The organism is Actinoallomurus sp. NPDC050550, assembly GCF_040655075.1.
Lineage (GTDB): Bacteria > Actinomycetota > Actinomycetes > Streptosporangiales > Streptosporangiaceae > Actinoallomurus.
On record NZ_JBFAJC010000022.1, the window covers coordinates 64,876 to 81,353 of the forward strand.

Annotated in this window: 17 protein-coding genes; 13 read left to right on the plus strand and 4 right to left on the minus strand. The window is 71.3% G+C overall.

The features are described 5' to 3' along the window. Positions 1-55: 55 nt before the first annotated feature. Positions 56-169 (minus strand): DUF397 domain-containing protein, encoded by a 114-nt coding sequence (locus AB0I04_RS28135; protein WP_360890592.1) that lies wholly within the window; start codon positions 167-169, stop codon positions 56-58. Positions 170-195: 26 nt separating this feature from the next. Continuing rightward, complete coding sequence (locus AB0I04_RS28140; RefSeq protein WP_360890595.1) at positions 196-1,041, minus strand: helix-turn-helix transcriptional regulator; 846 nt, start codon at positions 1,039-1,041, stop codon at positions 196-198. A 209-nt stretch (positions 1,042-1,250) separates the two neighbouring features. Here AB0I04_RS28140 and AB0I04_RS28145 point away from each other — a divergent pair, with 209 nt between their 5' ends. The 7 genes from AB0I04_RS28145 (at position 1,251) to AB0I04_RS28175 (ending at position 4,021) form a co-directional block, all read left to right on the plus strand. Then, on the plus strand, positions 1,251-1,742 hold the full coding sequence (locus AB0I04_RS28145; RefSeq protein ID WP_360890598.1) for an ATP-binding protein: 492 nt from the start codon (positions 1,251-1,253) through the stop codon (positions 1,740-1,742). Beyond that, positions 1,739-1,903 (plus strand): hypothetical protein, encoded by a 165-nt coding sequence (locus tag AB0I04_RS28150; RefSeq protein ID WP_360890601.1) that lies wholly within the window; start codon positions 1,739-1,741, stop codon positions 1,901-1,903. Before AB0I04_RS28145 ends, AB0I04_RS28150 begins: the two co-directional genes overlap by 4 nt. A 127-nt stretch (positions 1,904-2,030) precedes the next feature. Next, the gene (locus AB0I04_RS28155; RefSeq protein ID WP_360890604.1) at positions 2,031-2,186 is read left to right on the plus strand and encodes a hypothetical protein; all 156 of its coding nucleotides are present in this window, start codon (positions 2,031-2,033) and stop codon (positions 2,184-2,186) included. 1 nt (position 2,187) lies between these two features. After that, entirely contained in the window at positions 2,188-2,553 is a 366-nt protein-coding gene (locus tag AB0I04_RS28160) for a hypothetical protein (protein ID WP_360890607.1), read from the plus strand. A 194-nt stretch (positions 2,554-2,747) separates the two neighbouring features. Then, complete coding sequence (locus AB0I04_RS28165; RefSeq protein WP_360890610.1) at positions 2,748-3,026, plus strand: hypothetical protein; 279 nt, start codon at positions 2,748-2,750, stop codon at positions 3,024-3,026. Further along, on the plus strand, positions 3,023-3,433 hold the full coding sequence (locus tag AB0I04_RS28170; protein ID WP_360890613.1) for a PaaI family thioesterase: 411 nt from the start codon (positions 3,023-3,025) through the stop codon (positions 3,431-3,433). The genes AB0I04_RS28165 and AB0I04_RS28170 overlap by 4 nt, the downstream gene beginning before the upstream one ends. A gap of 216 nt (positions 3,434-3,649) precedes the next feature. Beyond that, entirely contained in the window at positions 3,650-4,021 is a 372-nt protein-coding gene (locus tag AB0I04_RS28175; protein WP_360890616.1) for a hypothetical protein, read from the plus strand. A 55-nt stretch (positions 4,022-4,076) separates the two neighbouring features. Here AB0I04_RS28175 and AB0I04_RS28180 read toward each other — a convergent pair whose 3' ends face one another. Further along, positions 4,077-4,295, minus strand: a complete 219-nt coding sequence (locus AB0I04_RS28180) for a hypothetical protein (protein ID WP_360890618.1) — start codon at positions 4,293-4,295, stop codon at positions 4,077-4,079. Between the two features lie 194 nt (positions 4,296-4,489). On the opposite strand from AB0I04_RS28180, the gene AB0I04_RS28185 reads away from it, so the two are divergent. From AB0I04_RS28185 to AB0I04_RS28210, 6 genes are all read left to right on the plus strand, one after another. Further along, positions 4,490-6,373, plus strand: a complete 1,884-nt coding sequence (locus tag AB0I04_RS28185) for a hypothetical protein (protein WP_360890621.1) — start codon at positions 4,490-4,492, stop codon at positions 6,371-6,373. 36 nt (positions 6,374-6,409) lie between these two features. Beyond that, the gene (locus AB0I04_RS28190; RefSeq protein WP_360890840.1) at positions 6,410-7,339 is read left to right on the plus strand and encodes an LLM class F420-dependent oxidoreductase; all 930 of its coding nucleotides are present in this window, start codon (positions 6,410-6,412) and stop codon (positions 7,337-7,339) included. Between the two features lie 70 nt (positions 7,340-7,409). Beyond that, positions 7,410-8,966 carry a serine/threonine-protein kinase gene (locus AB0I04_RS28195; protein WP_360890624.1) on the plus strand — a complete coding sequence of 519 codons (1,557 nt, stop codon included), beginning with the start codon at positions 7,410-7,412 and terminating at the stop codon, positions 8,964-8,966. Between the two features lie 105 nt (positions 8,967-9,071). Further along, complete coding sequence (locus AB0I04_RS28200) at positions 9,072-10,505, plus strand: 3' terminal RNA ribose 2'-O-methyltransferase Hen1 (RefSeq protein ID WP_360890627.1); 1,434 nt, start codon at positions 9,072-9,074, stop codon at positions 10,503-10,505. After that, entirely contained in the window at positions 10,502-13,108 is a 2,607-nt protein-coding gene (locus tag AB0I04_RS28205) for a polynucleotide kinase-phosphatase (protein ID WP_360890630.1), read from the plus strand. Before AB0I04_RS28200 ends, AB0I04_RS28205 begins: the two co-directional genes overlap by 4 nt. Positions 13,109-13,491: 383 nt before the next feature. Beyond that, positions 13,492-14,652 (plus strand): GDSL-type esterase/lipase family protein, encoded by a 1,161-nt coding sequence (locus AB0I04_RS28210; protein ID WP_360890633.1) that lies wholly within the window; start codon positions 13,492-13,494, stop codon positions 14,650-14,652. 52 nt (positions 14,653-14,704) lie between these two features. Here AB0I04_RS28210 and gndA read toward each other — a convergent pair whose 3' ends face one another. Beyond that, positions 14,705-16,129 (minus strand): NADP-dependent phosphogluconate dehydrogenase, encoded by a 1,425-nt coding sequence (gndA, locus tag AB0I04_RS28215; protein WP_360890636.1) that lies wholly within the window; start codon positions 16,127-16,129, stop codon positions 14,705-14,707. Positions 16,130-16,478 lie beyond the last annotated feature (349 nt).

The following is a 16,478-nucleotide window of genomic DNA, read 5'->3' on the forward strand; positions in this document are numbered from 1 at the left end:
GAGGTACGGAAAGGGGCCGTCGGCGAGCGCCGGGGCCCCTTCTTCCTTCTCTGGACTACTCCTCGTCGGAGCGGACGGACAGCGTCGCAACTTCGACGCATGAGCCGTTCGCGCTGCTGCGAATGCTCTTCCTCCAGGCAGCATCGGACAGGTCTTGGGGCGTTGGCATCGGTACGGCTTCCTATTCGGTAGACCTCACCGATCGGTGAGTATGTCCAGCGTATTCGCTGGGCTCGCGGCAGCGCCGACCAGATTCAGGAACGCCGCGTGGTACCGCTTCACCTCGGCCGATTCCTCGATGAACATCTCCCCGGCGACCAGGTCGGTGAACACGGCGTCGAGATCGCCCGGCTCCGGGAACTGCAGAATGTTGAACGAGGAGGACATGCCCGGGTGAGCGCCAGCGTCGAACGGGATCACCTGGACGGTGACGTTCGACAGCTCGGCGACCCGGCGCAGGTGCTCCCGCTGGGCGCGCATCACCTCGGGCCCGCCGACCTGGCGGCGCAGCACCCCCTCATCGAGAACCGCGAAGACCTCCAGCGGCGGATCCTCATACAGGGCCTTCTGCCGTCGCATGCGGACGTCGATGCGCGTCTGAATCTGTTCCTCGGACAGGTTCGCCGCACTGGCACGCATGACCGCGTGGGCGTAGTCCTCGGTCTGGAGCAGGCCAGGGACGGTCAGCGGTTCGAAGACCAGCACGCTCGCGGCCTCCGCCTCCAGGCCGATGAACGTGGTTGTCGCCTCGGACAGCATCTTGTCGTACGGGTCCCACCACCCGCGCTTACGGCCGTCACGGGCGAGCTGCATGAGGTGGTCCCGGAGCCGATCGTCGGTGCCGTAGATCTCGCAGAGCAGGGCGATGTCGTTGACGTCGTAGCGCTTGCCCTCGTTGCGCTCCATGCGTGTGAGCTTGCTCGGCGCCCACTCCAGCCGGGCGGCGACCTCGGCGCTCTTCATGTCGGCTTGGTCGCGCAGGGTGCGTAGCTGCTGTGCGAGGCGTCGGCGGCGCAGTGTGGGGCTCTCCCTGGTCGGCATGGGTGTCTCCGCTGCTTCGAAGTGGCTAGGTGAGGCGATGGTAATGCGCTCCGTAATCGCTTTCATGGAAACCTGACATTCGTCACTATACTCGCGCGACCTAATTTAGGTATTGCGAGTTAGGTCTAACGAGCGCATGATAACCCCGTACCTAGTCACCAAGCCCGGCCTCACCAACCGGGTATCTCTACCTGCGGAGATGATCTCCCGTGTCGTCCGACCCGGCAGCCCTTGCCAACCGCACCCCATCTGCGGCGCCCCCAAGGCCGTCTTTCCTGGCGCTCCGCGACCGGCCCGATGCCATCCACCGCCTTCGCGTGTTCGTGGGTGCCGCCGTCTTCGGTCTGCCGTACACCGCCGACGAGATCGAGCTGATCGCCGTCGAGCTCGTCACAAACGCGATCCTCCACACCCGAAAGCTCACGCTCCCCGAGGAGGCGTGGCCGATCGGCGTCGAGATGACCGCCACGTCCCGGTACATGCATTTGGCCATCACCGATCCCGATCACCGGCCCATCGCCGGCATCGACAAGGGGGGCCAGCTCGCCGAGCACGGGCGTGGCCTTGGAATCATCGACCACCTCGCCGCCGCCCGCTGGGTCGTCTACGCCGAGCACGGCAAGACCATGCACGTCGTCGTGGCCGCATCCGGCGTCGTCTTAGCGTCCGAGGAACTGCGGCAGATCGGGGTGCCGACGTGACGGACCTGCAGCGGCAGATCGCCGCGTTCCAGCTGGTGCTGAGCAGTGTCAGCGTCGTCGGCAACCCGCCGCGCGTCCGAGACGAGGAGATGCGCCGCCTCGAAGCTCTCGACCAGGCTGCCGCCGAGCGCATCCGCGACGAGGTCGAGCAGGCCCGATAGACCCCGCGCGGCCGTCCTGCCAGACCGACCCGGCTGGCGGCCGTGCGGGCCAGACCTCCCGGAACTCCAAACCGTCGCGGTGCTTGACGGCCCGTCGCGTGAGCGTGACCCTCAGGAGGGAAAGCCAATGCGCAAGAAGATCATCGGTCGTAACGAACGGCCGAAGTGCGCCGGATGTAACGGGCAAGGCGGCTGGTGGGAACATAGCAACGGCCAGCCAGGCAAGGCCAAGCCGAAGAAGTGGATCAAGTGCAACGCCTGCAACGGCACCGGACATAAATGAGATGACCGACCCGATCACCTGCCCCGAGTGCGAAGGCCGAGGAGAGACCCTCCTCGGCCCGGTCAGGCTGCAGTGCCAGTTCTGCCAGGGCAGGGGGAAAGTCGGCGGCGACTACGAGCCGGCGGAGGGCGGCCACCAGCGCACCGATGGCTACCGGCTACCGGAAGAGGACGAAGAGTACGACCCAGGGGTGCACGGCCCATTGCCGGCCGCATGGGAGCATCCGGTCGTCAAGGGCATGCCGGGCTGCCCGCAGTGCTTCGGCACGGGGAAGGTCATCAACCTTGGCCGGAACATGGTCGGCGGCGACGTACACGGCAAGCTGGTCGAGCTGCCGTGCCCAGCATGCCTCCGCCGCAGCGCCTGATAGACGATGTCGGCCGCCACTACGGAGACGCAGGCTGGAGTGTGTCGCGACGCTGGTCAGAGGCTGATCCGGCCGGCGGCCCGAGATGCCACGACCCCAGCGCGGATGTCCGGGGCCGTGGCCACAGCCGGACACCCAGAACTCACCGTCCGGCGACCCCGCGCAGCACCGACCCGGCAGAGGGAGGTGTGACAATGTGGACCATGGAGCGCATCCGGCTGGACGACGGTGTGGTCGTCCACAAATGCCTGATCTGCCAGGGCGAAGACGGCTCGTGGTGGGCGCTCCACGACAGATCGATCATGTGCTCCGACGACCGTGACGAGCTACTTCTCCAGGTGGCCGCCGCGACCGGATGGTCGCCGAATCTCGATGACCTGCGGGGTCGTCTGGACCGGGCTGTCGCGCGCGCCTTGCGTGAGCGTGCGGAGGATGAGGTGCTGAACGTCCGCCGGGAGATGATGGCGCCATGACGCTGAGCGCCGCTGACGGCAACGCGATCCTCAAGGACAATTTCGCCCCGTGGGTGCAGGACCTCGGCCTGGTCGTCGAGGAGATCGGCGACCGGCAGGCGGTGCTGCGCCTGCCCTGGTCGCCGCGGCTGGCGCGGGAGGGCGGCTCGCTGTCGGGCCAGGCGCTGATGGCCGCGGCCGACACGGCGACCGTGATCGCGGTGTCGGCGGCGCGCGGGGAGTGCGTACCCATGACCACGGTGCAGCAGTCCAGCACCTTCCAGCGCCCGGTGGTGGACACGGACGTGCTCGTCACGGCGCGGATCACCAAGATCGGTCGCACGATGGCCTTCGCGGACATCGAGATGACCGCGGACGGAGCCGTCGCCGCCCGCGCGAGCACCGTCTACGCCCTCCTCGGCCGATGACCTCTCGGCGCGTCGACCGCCGAGGATCATGAAATTCCGCGACCCGTTTCGCCGCTTATTGCCGAGTTATAGCTGTTCGGAAGTGCGGCGAGGTCAGAGAAAGGCCAGTGCGAGCGCCCCGGTTGGAGGAAGCTGGCAGAGGGAGACCTGGCCGGTCACCGCCCGTCTCAGACCGGTGGCGGCCGGGGGACCGGGTGGTGCCGAAGGGGGGATCCGGTGAACGACGAGACCGTCGGCGACGGGGCGTTCCAGGGCATCGTGATGCCCTGTCAGATGTGCCTCGGCAGCGGCGAGCTGGTCACCCTGCAGAAGGACCCCGCCCTGCTTCGGAGAGGCGACTGCCCGCAGTGCGACGGGACCGGGCACATCCGCATCCGCTGCACCCGCGACGAGGTCGACGAGGTCATCAGCAGCCTGCCGCCCAGCCGCCTGCTGGTCGCCGTCCGGCAGGCCCTCACCGGCGTCGGACTGTGCCCCGTGTGCTTCGGGTGCGGGGTCCTCGCGTCGGTCGAGTGGGACGAGGACCAGGTCCCCGTGCGCTACCTCGAGGCCGCCTGCCCGGCCTGCGAGGACCGCATGGGGCTGTGAGCCCGGACGCGACGCCGGGCTCTCCGTCCGCCGCGCTGGGCGGGCCGTCGGCGTCTCAGGAAGCGGCGGGCGGGTTCTGCGCGGTCGTCGCCGGGGGCGCCAGATCCGGGCGGTGAGTGTGCGGGGCGAAGTAGCCGGCGACGGCGGACAGGAGCGTGGTCGCCGCCGCGACGACCTCCGGGGGGACGTCGACGTGGGAGAGGTGCAGGATCCAGACGACGATCGTCACGAGGGCGCCAGCGATCGCGGCCGCGGTCACCTTCTTCTCAAACACGGTCGGCTCCTTCACGTGGGGGCTGATCGAAAAGTATCTCCGTGTGTCCCGGCCGTTCAGGATCTCTGCGTGATCGCCCAGGTTTTTACCATCACGCTTTGTGACGACACGCCGACACGCTGCTAGGAGCCCTCCCGGGGGTCGGTTACAACGGGTCGTTGTCAAATCATCCGAGCACGTCACGGGGGACAACGATGATCGACTTCTCTGGCCGCGCCACGCGTGCCGGAACCCGGGGCATCGCGGCGGCGGCGGTCGTTTCGTGCTTTACGGTCATGCCGCAGCTCGCGTCCCACGAAACCGCGAACGCAGATGGGCCGGGGGGCTCGGCGTCGCGTACGCACGACCACCGGCCGGCGGGCCGGGAGCACGACGCCCGGCAGGGCGGGCGGGAGGACGTCCGGCCCGGCGCGCGGGAGCACGACGTGCGCACCGGCGGAAAAGAGAACGACGGCCGGACCGGCGCGGGGAACCAGGCCGACCACCAGGCGGCGCCGGAACGGGATCACGGCACCTCGGGCCGGGAACAGCAACACCGGCCGGCGGGCGCGGAGCGCGACCGCAGGGGGCGGCGCCTCCCGCCGCGCACGCGGATCATCTTCGACACGCAGGCTCCGCAGGGACCCGTCGTGCCCGGCCGGACCTACAGCTGGCCGTACTCCGTCACCAACACCGGATCCGAGCCGGCGAAGAACGTCACGTTCACCACGAGGCCGAACCGCCACCTCAAGGTGCTCGCCACGCCCGAGAAGTGCCACTGGCGAGGCGGCCGGGACCTGATCTGCGACATCGGAGTCGTCCCCGGCGGGGGGACGAAGCGCGGCACGCTGACCGCGACGGTCGACCCGAACGCGCCGAATGGGCGGCCGCTGTCCAGCCCGGCCAAGATCTCGTGGCAGGGGCGTCCCGGGTCCACGGCGCGAGAGGCGGCGTTTCCGCCCGTGAAGGCGTCGCGGCCCACCGATCTGGCGGTCACCGACAGCGCTCTTCCCGAGGTCGTACGGCCTGGGAGCGAGGTGCCGTACGAGATCTCGGTGACCAATGAAGGCCCGGTGACCGCCGAGGCCGTCGTGGTCCGGAGCTCCGTGGGGGGCGACCTGCTCGGTTCGCCCTGCGGTTCCCCGCTCGGTCCCGTGCAGACGCTCGCGGGGAAGATCGCGCCGCTGAAGCCCGCCGTCCCGGCGTGCGGGATCACGCAGGACAAGCCGCAGCGGACCGCGGAGGAGACGCCTGCGGACTCGCCGTGCGCGGCCCGGGCGACGCAGGCCGCACCTCCCTGTGCCGCGCCGAACTCCGCGGCCGGGCATGCCTGCGGCGCGTGCGCGGGCGCACAGGCTCCGCCGGCCGGGCAGGCCTGTCACGCGTGCGGGGGCGTGCAGCCTCCGGCGGCGGGGCAGGCCTGTGGTGCGTGCGCGGGTGCGCGGCCTCCGGCGACAGGGCAGGCCTGTGGCGCCTGCGCGGCGCAGCACGAGACCACCGCGCCGGCATGCGGCGCCGCCGGCCAGGGTGCGCCGTGCGGTTCGTCGCCGGCACGGGTCGCGGTCGCGCCCGGCAAGGCCGACGCGGTCGGGGCCGAGAACGGGATCCACGGCGGCGCTCCGGAGTCGCCGGTCGGCCCCGGGACCAAGGTCGACTCACCGACCCGTTCTGAAGGCAACGCGGAGGCCCCGGGCGGCGACACGCCCATCGTCATCGGCAAGGACCGGCACCACTGCGTCACACAGGGCGCCGGCTTCATCTGCCCGCTCGGTTCGATCCCGCCGGGGAAGACCCGCACGCTCCGGCTGGCCGTCCGCGGCCGGCCGCACGCCCACCCCGGCAGGTTCCGCTGCGTCAGCACGGTGGGCTCCGGAACGCCCGACGAGAACCCGGGGAACAACAGCGTGGCGTGCCACACGCGCAACGCCAGGCCGATCCCCGCACGACCCGTGAGCGGCCGGCCCGTGGGCAGCCACAGGCTGCCCCACACCGGCTTCCCCTACGGAACGGTCGCGCTGGGCGGTCTCGGACTGGCCGGCGCGGGGCTGCTCCTCCTCCGGATCGGTCGCCGGCGGAGCGAAGAAGGTCAGATCCGGTAGTGCGCGGGGCGGCGGCGGAGTAGCAGGATGGAAGACATGCTTTTGCGGATCTTCACAGAGCCCCAGCAGGGGGCGAGCTACGACACCCTGCTCCGCGTCGCCAAGGCCACGGAGGAGTACGGCTTCGACGCGTTCTTCCGCTCGGACCACTACGTGAAGATGGGGGACGTCAGCGGTCTTCCGGGCCCGTCGGACGCCTGGATCACCCTGGCCGGGCTGGCCCGGGAGACCCGGCGGATCCGTCTCGGCACGCTCGTGACCGCCGCGACCTTCCGGCTGCCCGGTCCACTGGCCATCTCCGTCGCGAACGTCGACCAGATGAGCGGAGGACGCGTCGAGCTGGGTTTGGGCACGGGGTGGTTCGAGGAGGAGCACACCGCGTACGGCATCCCGTTCCCCAGCCTGGCCGAGCGGTTCGACCGGCTGGAGGAGCAGCTGCGGATCGTGACGGGGCTGTGGGAGACCCCCACCGGCAAGACCTTCTCGTTCGAGGGGAATCACTACCGGCTGGCCGAGTCTCCCGCGCTGCCGAAGCCGGCGCAGCAGCCCCACCCACCGGTGATCATCGGCGGGGCCGGCGCCAAGCGCACGCCGCGGCTGGCCGCGCACTACGCCGACGAGTACAACGTGCCGTTCCACCCGCTGGAGGAGACCCGCTCCGCGTACGAGCGCGTGCGCGCGGCGTGTGAGCACGGCGGCCGGTCCTGCCAGTCGATGACCTTCTCGGCCGCACAGGTCGTGTGCTGCGGCCGGGACGAGGCGGAGCTCGCGCGGCGGGCCGAAGCGATCGGCCGGAAGGTCGACGAGCTGCGGGAGAACGGCCTGGCGGGCACGCCCGCCGAGCTGGTCGACAAGATCGGGAAGTTCGGGGAGATCGGCGCCGAGCGGATGTACCTCCAGGTGCTGGACCTCGACGACCTGGATCACCTCGAGCTCATCGCGAACGAGGTCCTCCCACAGGTCTGATGCCGTCGCGCCTCGGCCGTCCAGTCCGCGGACGCCGGACGGCCGAGGCGATCCTGGTAAAAAATCCGATATGCCGTCGTTGCAGCCGCTAACGCCTCATGACCCGCCCGCCGTGGGCGGGTTCCGTCTGCTCGGCCGCCTGGGCGAGGGCGGTCAGGGAGTGGTCTACCTCGGTGAGCCGTCGCCGGGTGAGCGGGTGGCGGTCAAACTCCTGCGATTCGGCGGCGACGCACGCGCTCGCCGCTACCTCGCCAAGGAGGTGGACGCCGCGCGGAAGGTCGATCCCTTCTGCACCGCGCGCATCCTCGCGGCCGACGTCGAGGGCGACCTGCCGTACATCGTCAGCGAGTTCATCGACGGTCCACCGCTGCGGCAGGTCGTTGGGGAGAAGGGGCCGCTGCGCGGGTCGGTGCTGGACCGGCTGGCGATCGGCACGGCGACCGCTCTCGTCGCCATCCATCAGGCCGGGGTGGTCCACCGGGATTTCAAACCCGCCAACGTCCTGTTGGGGCCCGACGGGCCCCGGGTGATCGACTTCGGGGTCGCGCACGTCGTCGACGCGACGCTCAGTGGCCGCATCACCGGCACACCGGCCTTCATGGCCCCCGAGCAGCTGCGCAATGAGCCGCCGGGCCCTCCGGCGGACATGTTCGCCTGGGGCGCGACGATCGTGTACGCCGCGACGGGCCGGGCCCCGTTCGGCGAAGGCCATATCGGTGCCGTCGTCAATCGCATCCAGAACACCCCTCCGGACCTCGGCGGTCTCGACGGTCCCCTGCGTGAGCTCGTGGCGGACTGCCTGGAGAAGGATCTGGCCCGCCGGCCGTCGGCCCGGCAGGCGCTGCTTCGGCTGCTGGGGCATGAGGAAGCGATGCCGACCGACGCCGATGCCCTCCGGCACGGAGCCGGCGTTGCGGCTCCGCTGGAGCCGGACGGCCGCTGGGGCATGCAGGAGGTGCCGGGTGCAATCCGCACCAGACAGGACGTCACGCCTCGGCGGCGGTGGGTCCGGGCGGCTGCCGCTGTCGCCGTCGGTCTGATGATCGCCTCCGCCGCGATCGTGGCCATCCTCGATCGGTACACGAAGAGCAGCGATGCGAAGAGCCGCTCCGCCCCGCCGACATCTCCGGTGAACATCACTTGGTTCGGTAACCTCGGACTCGTGCTTCGACCCGGCTGGGTCGCCAGCGTGACCGAGTCGGGCACCCATGTGCTGACCCAGCCCCAGTCCTGCCGCCAACCCCGAGCGATATTCTCCGAGAGCGACTGCGCAGGTTTCTGGATCATGGGCCCGGACGAGATCAGCATCGGTGCGCACGGCCAGGGCAGCTACCAACCGGGCTACATGTACTACACCAGCGGCGGGGTCTTGCCGTGCCCCGGCCTCCCCCACACCATGCTCGTCGTGCCGCAAAAGGCGGCGGCGACCGAGGCACGCCCGGTCGGCTCGTACATCGCGACCTACAGCGCCCACGCCTTCACCTGCCGCGAGGATTCGGGTGGCCATCGGGACATCGCATTCCCCACTCAACGCGAGTGGTACCTCCCGGAGCGGCAGGTCCTGATCATCGACAAAGACTCGATACCGGAGCTGTCCGGCGTGTTGCAGGGCGCGAGATGGCGATGACGCGGCCACGTGCCGTCGCGGCGGTGATGCGTCGCCCAGACCCACATCTCGGTGCCCGGGAAAACCGGTGGGGGATATGCCGCGACATCCGGAACACTGTGCCGTGTGCTGCTGACGATCACGACGACCGCGCAACCGGCCACCGACCTCGGGTACCTGCTGGTCAAGCACCCCGAGCGGGTGCAGGCGTTCGAGCAGTCCTTCGGCACGGCGCACGTGTTCTACCCCGACGCGTCGCCGGACACGTGCACGGCGGCGCTGCTTCTGGACGTCGACCCGATCAAGCTGGCCAAGGCCCGCAAGACGCCGGACCTTTCGCTCGGTCAGTACGTCAACGACCGGCCATACGCCGCGTCCTCCCTCCTGGCCTCGGCGATGGCGAACGTCTTCCGGACCGCGATGCGCGGCGCGAGCCGGGACCGCGCGGAGCTGGCGGCCACGCCGATCCCCCTGACGATCACCCTGCCGGCGCTGCCGTGCCGCGGCGGCCCGGACGCCGCCCGCCGGCTGTTCGAGCCGCTCGGCTGGCGGGTGGAGGCCCGGCCGGTCCCGCTCGACGCGGAGTTCCCGCAGTGGGGTGACTCGCGCTACGTGACGCTGACGCTCGAGGGCGAGCTGCGGCTCTGCGACGCGCTCAACCAGGTGTACGTCCTGCTGCCCGTCCTCGACGACGCGAAGCACTACTGGATCGCCTCCGACGAGGTCGACAAGCTGATCCGGGCGGGAGAGGGCTGGCTGGCGGCCCACCCGGAGCGCGGCCGCATCACCCGCCGCTACCTGGCGAACCGGCGAAACCTCGTCCGTACGGCCCTGGCCCGGCTCGCCGACGCCGACGACGCGCCGGACGACGCGCTCGACCGCGACCCGATCGACGAGGAGCCGCCCCCGGCCGATCCGACGGCCGCCGAGCCCGGCGATGCCGAGCCCGAGCGCGCGGCGGCCGTTCCGCCGGTGCCGCTCGCCGAGCGCCGGATCCAGGCGGTGCTCGACGTCCTGCGGGCCGAGGGGGCGCACACGGTCATCGACCTCGGCTGCGGCTCCGGAAAGCTGCTGTCCCGCCTGCTGCAGGACCCGTACTTCCACTTCGTGACCGGAACGGACGTCTCACCACGGGCGATCATGATGGCGCAGCGACGGCTCGCCCGCCTGCCGCGTCAGCAGGAGGAGCGCCTCAACCTGTTCACGGGCGCGCTGACGTACGCCGACGACCGATTCCACGGCCACGACGCGGGCGTGCTGATGGAGGTCATCGAGCACGTGGACGTGCCGCGGCTGCCCGCCGTCGAACGCGTCGTGTTCGGCGACGCGCGGCTCCGCGTCGTGGTCGTCACGACCCCGAACGCCGAGTACAACGTGCGCTACGAGGGGCTCACCGGCTTCCGGCACCCGGACCACCGGTTCGAGTGGACCCGGGCGGAGTTCCGGGAGTGGGCGGAGAAGGTCGCCCGGACGTACGGCTACCAGGTCCGGTACGTCCCGGTCGGCGACGAGGATGGTGAGGTCGGCCCGCCGACCCAGATGGGGGTGTTCATCCGATGACGGAGCTCAAGATCCCGGAGATGGCGCTCGTCGTGCTGGTCGGCGTGTCGGGCTCCGGCAAGTCGTACTTCGCGCGCCGCCACTTCGCCCCGACGCAGGTCGTCTCGTCCGACTACTGCCGGGCGGTCGTCTCCGACGACGAGAACGACCAGTCGGCCACCGCCGACGCCTTCGACCTGCTGCACCACATCGTGCGGACCCGCCTGCGGCGCGGCCTGCTCACGGTCGTCGACGCGACGAACGTCCAGCCGCGCTCCCGCGAGCAGCTCGTGCGGATCGCCAAGGAGCACGACGTGCTCGCCGTCGCGATCGTGCTGGACGTCCCCGAGCCCGTCGCGATCGAGCGCAACGCCGCCCGGGCCGACCGTGACCTGCCCGACCACGTCGTTCCCCGGCAGCGCCGGGAGCTGCGGCGTGGCATGCGCTCGCTGGACCGGGAGTTCAAGCGCGCGTACGTGCTGAGCGGCGAGGAGATCGACCAGGCGGTCGTCACGCACGAGAAGCCGTGGTCGGACCGGCGGCACCTGACCGGGCCGTTCGACCTGATCGGTGACGTGCACGGCTGCCGGGCCGAGCTGGAGGACCTCCTCACCGCGCTCGGCTACGCCGTCGAGCGCGACCCGCTCGGCCGCCCCGTGGGCGCCGCGCACCCCGAGGGCCGTACCGCCGTGTTCCTCGGCGACCTCGTCGACCGGGGGCCGGACACCCCCGGCGTGCTCCGCCTGGCGATGGGCATGGTCGCCGCCGGGACCGCGCTGTGCGTCCCCGGCAACCACGAGAACAAGCTCGTACGCGCCCTCAAGGGCCGGCGGGTCACGGTCGGCCACGGCCTCGCGGAGTCGCTCGACCAGCTCGCGAACGAGCCGGAGGAGTTCCGCGCGGAGGCGCTGGCGTTCATGGACGGCCTGGTCAGCCACCTCGTCCTCGACGGAGGGCGCCTCGTCGTCGCGCACGCGGGGCTGAAGGAGGCCTACCACGGGCGGGCATCGGGCCGCGTACGGTCGTTCGCCCTGTACGGGGAGACGACGGGGGAGACCGACGAGTACGGGCTGCCGGTGCGCTACCCGTGGGCGAACGACTACCGGGGCGCGGCCATGGTCGTGTACGGGCACACGCCCGTGCCCGAGCCGGAGTGGATCAACAACACGCTCTGCGTCGACACCGGCTGCGTCTTCGGCGGCCGGCTGACCGCGCTGCGCTACCCGGCGAAGGAGCTCGTCGCGGTCCCGGCCCGTCAGGTCTGGTACGAGCCGGTCCGCCCGCTCGTGGACGAGGCCACGCCCCCCGGGGCGCACCGGGAGTCCGGCGTGCTGCGGGTCACCGACGTCCAGGAGGCGGTCGAGACCCGGCTGATGGGACGCGTCAACGTCCGGGACGACAACGTCTGGCCGGCGTTGGAGGTCATGAGCCGGTTCGGGGTCGACCCCCGCTGGCTGGTGTACCTGCCGCCGACGATGGCGCCCACGCCCACCTCCGCGCTCGACGGCTTCCTCGAGCACCCGGCCGAGGCGTTCGAGGCCTACCGGAGGCAGGGCGTCGCGCGGGTGGTGTGCGAGGAGAAGCACATGGGCTCGCGGGCCGTCGTGGTCGTCGCCCGCGACGCCGCGACCGCCGCCGGCCGCTTCGGTGTCGACGACGGCACCACGGGAGCGGTCTACACGCGGACCGGCCGGCCCTTCTTCCCGGATCCGGCGACGACGGAGGAGTTCCTGGAGCGGGTCCGGACGGCCGCCGGGGGCCTGTTCGAGGAGCTCGAGACCGGGTGGCTCGTGCTCGACTGCGAGCTCATGCCGTGGTCGGCCAAGGCCGTCGAACTGCTGCGCACGCAGTACGCCGCGACCGGGGCCGCCGCCCGGGCCGCCCTGCCGATGGCCGCGGACGTCCTGGACCGGGCCGTCGCGCGCGGCCTGGACGTGGGGGCGCTGCGCGACCGCGTCGCGCGCCGCTCCGTGAACGCGGAGCTGTTCCGGGACGCGTACGCGCGCTACTGCTGGCCCACGGAGGGGCTGAAGGGGCTGCGCCTGGCGCCGTTCCAAGTGCTGGCCGCGGAGGGCCGCTCCCACGCCGAACGCGACCACCTCTGGCACCTGACGATCGCCGACCGGCTGGCCGCCGCCGACGGGGAACTGTTCGCGGCGACGCGGTCGTACGTCCTCGACCTGTCCGGTGACGAGTCCGCCGCGATCGCCTGGTGGACGGAGCTGACCGCGGCCGGCGGCGAGGGCATGGTCGTCAAGCCGCTGTCGCCGGACGGGGACGGCGAACCAGGGCCGACCAGCCGGGGCGTGGGCAGCGGCTCGGCACCGACCGGCTCGGCACCGGCCGTCCCGGACGGGCAGCGCCGGCTCGTACAGCCCGGCCTGAAGTGCCGCGGGCCGGAGTACCTGCGGATCATCTACGGGCCGGACTACACCGAGCCGGAGCACCTGGACCGGCTGCGGCAGCGGTCACTGGGCCGCAAGCGGTCGCTAGCCATGCGGGAGTACGCCCTCGGCCTGGAGGCCCTCGACCGCCTGGCCGCCGGCGAGCCCCTGTGGCGGGTGCACCAGGCGGTGTTCGGCGTGCTCGCCCTGGAGTCCGAGCCCGTGGACCCGCGCCTGTGACCAGGCCCCGATGAGCGCCGTGCCGCTCGCGGACCGGCGGGATCCGGTCTGCGGGCGGCGAGGAGATCGGCGCTCGCACGGTCCGGCGGGGGTGATCCGGCGCCGGGGAGTGGCGTGCCGCCCGCGGAGCGGCCGGGATTCTGGTTCGAAGGTCAGCGCTCGGCCGGACGGTCCGGCAGCGATGATCCGGCACCGGAGAGTGACGTGCCGTCCGTCGAGCGACCGGGACCCGGTCCGTGGACGACCCAGCGCTCGGGCGGCCCGGCAGGGGTGATCCGGCGGCACGCCGTGCGGCGGGCCCGTCGGCGATCTTCCGCAGGGCGCGCCGAGGTCGTACGTTCGACGGGACCGCTTCCCGCGGCCCGGAGACGAAAGGTGGATCCATGGCACCTGCCGACGTCCCTTTGCTCGACGGCCCCGTTGACATCCGAGGCGCGCTCGACCTGGAACGCACCAAGGCCGGGCTGCGGCCCTGGCGGCTGCCGAGCTGGACGAGGCCGCAGTTCCCGACCCCGTTCTGCGAGATGGTGGTGGCCCAGCCGTCCGGCGTGCGCATGGTCTTCGGCACCGAGGCGACGGCACTGGAACTCGACGTGCTCATCACCAAGACGATGGACGTGGCCGCCGGCGAGGTGCGGCCCGGCGGCGTGTTCGAGCTCGTCGTCGACGGCACGCCGGCCCAGCGGGTCGCCACCCCGGACGGCAACGTCCTGGTGCTCGACCCGGCCGGGGTGAAGCCGCCCGAGATCCAGCCGGGAGAGCCCGCCACCGTACGGTTCGGACCGCTGCCGCCCGGGCGCAAGCAGGTGGAGATCTGGCTGCCCCAGAGCGCCCAGGTCGAGCTGATCGCGATACGCGCCGACGGGCCGGTGGGCCCGCCGGAGCCGGACCCCCGGCCGCGCTGGGTGCACCACGGGAGCTCGATCAGCCACTGCGGGGAGGCCGACAGCCCGCTGGGCACCTGGCCCGTCGTGGCCGCGCGCGCCGCGGACGTGAACGTCCTGAACCTCGGGTTCAGCGGGAACGCGATGCTCGACCCGTTCACCGCCCGGACGATCCGTGACCTGCCCGCCGACTGGATCAGCCTCAAGCTCGGCATCAACGTCGTCAACGCCGACGCGATGCGGCTGCGGGCCTTCGAACCGGCGGTCCACGGTTTCCTCGACACCGTACGGGAGGGTCACCCGGACACCCCGCTGCTGGTGATCTCGCCGATCCTGTGCCCGATGGTCGAGGACCGGCCGGGCCCGACTCTCCCCGTCATGGAGGACGGCGTCCTGCGCTTCGACACGGCGGGCGACCCGGCGCAGCTGGCCGGGGGCGCGCTGAGCCTCTCGGTGATCCGGGACGCCCTGCACCGGATCGTCGCCCAGCGCTCGGCCACGGACCCGAACCTGCACTACCTGGACGGCCGGGAGCTGTTCGGTGAGTCGGACCTCGCCGACCTGCCGGACGCGCTGCATCCCAACGCCGCCGGGTACCGCCGGATGGGGGAGCGCTTCGCCAAGCTGGCCTTCGTCGACAACGGCCCGTTCGCCCGCTGACGCGCGACCGCCGCCGGCGTCCGTACGGAACGCCGGCGGCCGGTCGATCCGCTCAGTCGGCGGACACCTCGCGGCCGTCCTCCGACCAGAGGGTGTGGAAGACGCCGTCCCGGTCGGTGCGCCGGTAGGTGTGCGCGCCGAAGTAGTCGCGCAGACCCTGGATCAGCGAGGCCGGGCCGCTCTCGCGGCGGAAGCCGTCGTAGTAGGCCAGCGCCGAGGAGAACGCGGGCGTGGGCACGCCGAGTTCCACCGCCGTGCGCACGACCCGGCGCCAGGCGTCTTGGGCGCCCGCGACGGCGTCCCGGAAGTAGTCGTCGAGCAGAAGGTTCGACAGCTCCGGGTCGCGGTCGTACGCGTCCTTGATCCGGTTCAGGAACTGCGCCCGGATGATGCAGCCGCCCCGCCAGATCGTCGCGAGCGTGCCCGGCTCGACGTCCCAGCCGTACTCGTTCGAGGCGGCGCGGATCTGCTCGAAGCCCTGGGCGTAGGCGACGACCTTCGAGGCGTACAGCGCGTCGCGCACCGCGTCGACGAAGTCCGAGTCGACCTGCCCGCCGGCCGGGCCCGGCAGGATCTTCGACGCCTTGGTCCGCTCGTCCTTGCGCGCGGACAGCGCCCGCGCGAACACCGCCTCGGTGATCGCGGTGACGGGAACGCCGAGCTCCAGTGCCGACTGGGCGGTCCAGCGGCCGGTGCCCTTCTGCTCTGCCTGGTCGAGGATGACGTCCACGAGCGGCTTGCCGGTCGCCGCGTCGGTCTGCGCGAGCACCTTCGCGGTGATCTCGATGAGGAACGACTCCAGGTCGCCTTCGTTCCACTGGTCGAAGACCTGCGCGATCTCCGGGGCGCTCAGCCCGGCGGCGTGCGTGAGCAGGTCGTACGCCTCGGCGATCAGCTGCATGTCGGCGTACTCGATGCCGTTGTGCGCCATCTTGACGTAGTGGCCGGCGCCGTCCGGGCCGATGTAGGCGCAGCACGGCGTGCCGTCCACCTGCGCCGCGATCGCGGTGAGGATCTGCTCGACCGGCTCGTACGCCTCGCGCGGGCCGCCCGGCATGATGCTGGGCCCGAGCAGGGCGCCCTCCTCACCGCCGGAGATCCCGGCACCGACGAAGTGGAGGTCGTGCTCGGCGAGCTCGGCGACGCGCCGCCGGGTGTCCGCGTAGTGCGAGTTGCCGCCGTCGATGATGATGTCACCGGCGTCGAGCAGCGGGATGAGGTCCTTGATCACGGCGTCGACGGGCGCGCCCGCCTTGACCATGATGATGATCCGGCGGGGCCGGTCGAGTGCGGCGACGAACTCCTCGAGGGAGTAGGCGGGCGTGAAGTCGCCCTCGCCTCCGTGGTGTTCGATGAGCTGCTTGGTGCGGCTCTCGGTCCGATTGTGCACGGCCACCGGGAACCCGTGGCGCGCGATGTTGCGTGCGAGGTTCTGGCCCATGACGGCGAGCCCGGTGACACCGATCTGGCTACCCATGAAGACGACACTAGCCAGCGCGGCCGTCCCGGGGTCCCGCAGGGCTCGGCCGCGCGTCGGCGGTGGGTGCGGCCACCGGTGATCGGGCGGGACGTCTCCCGCATCTCGATGTGCGGTCGTTTTCCGGGCGATGCTTTGATTCGGCGTTCGCTTATTCGGATGAATCGGCCGCCCGCATTGCCAGGTGTGATCCGCCTTCGCGTGGAGAGGCCGGCTGATTCGGAACGTTTTCAATGGTCGTTCCCGATTGCCGCGGCCATGGTTCGCCGCGTTTTCTCTGCAATCCTTTTCCCGGCGTAGTGTCGGCTCGACCTTCTTGACCGATAAAGCCCTTGGTAGTGGCCGTGGA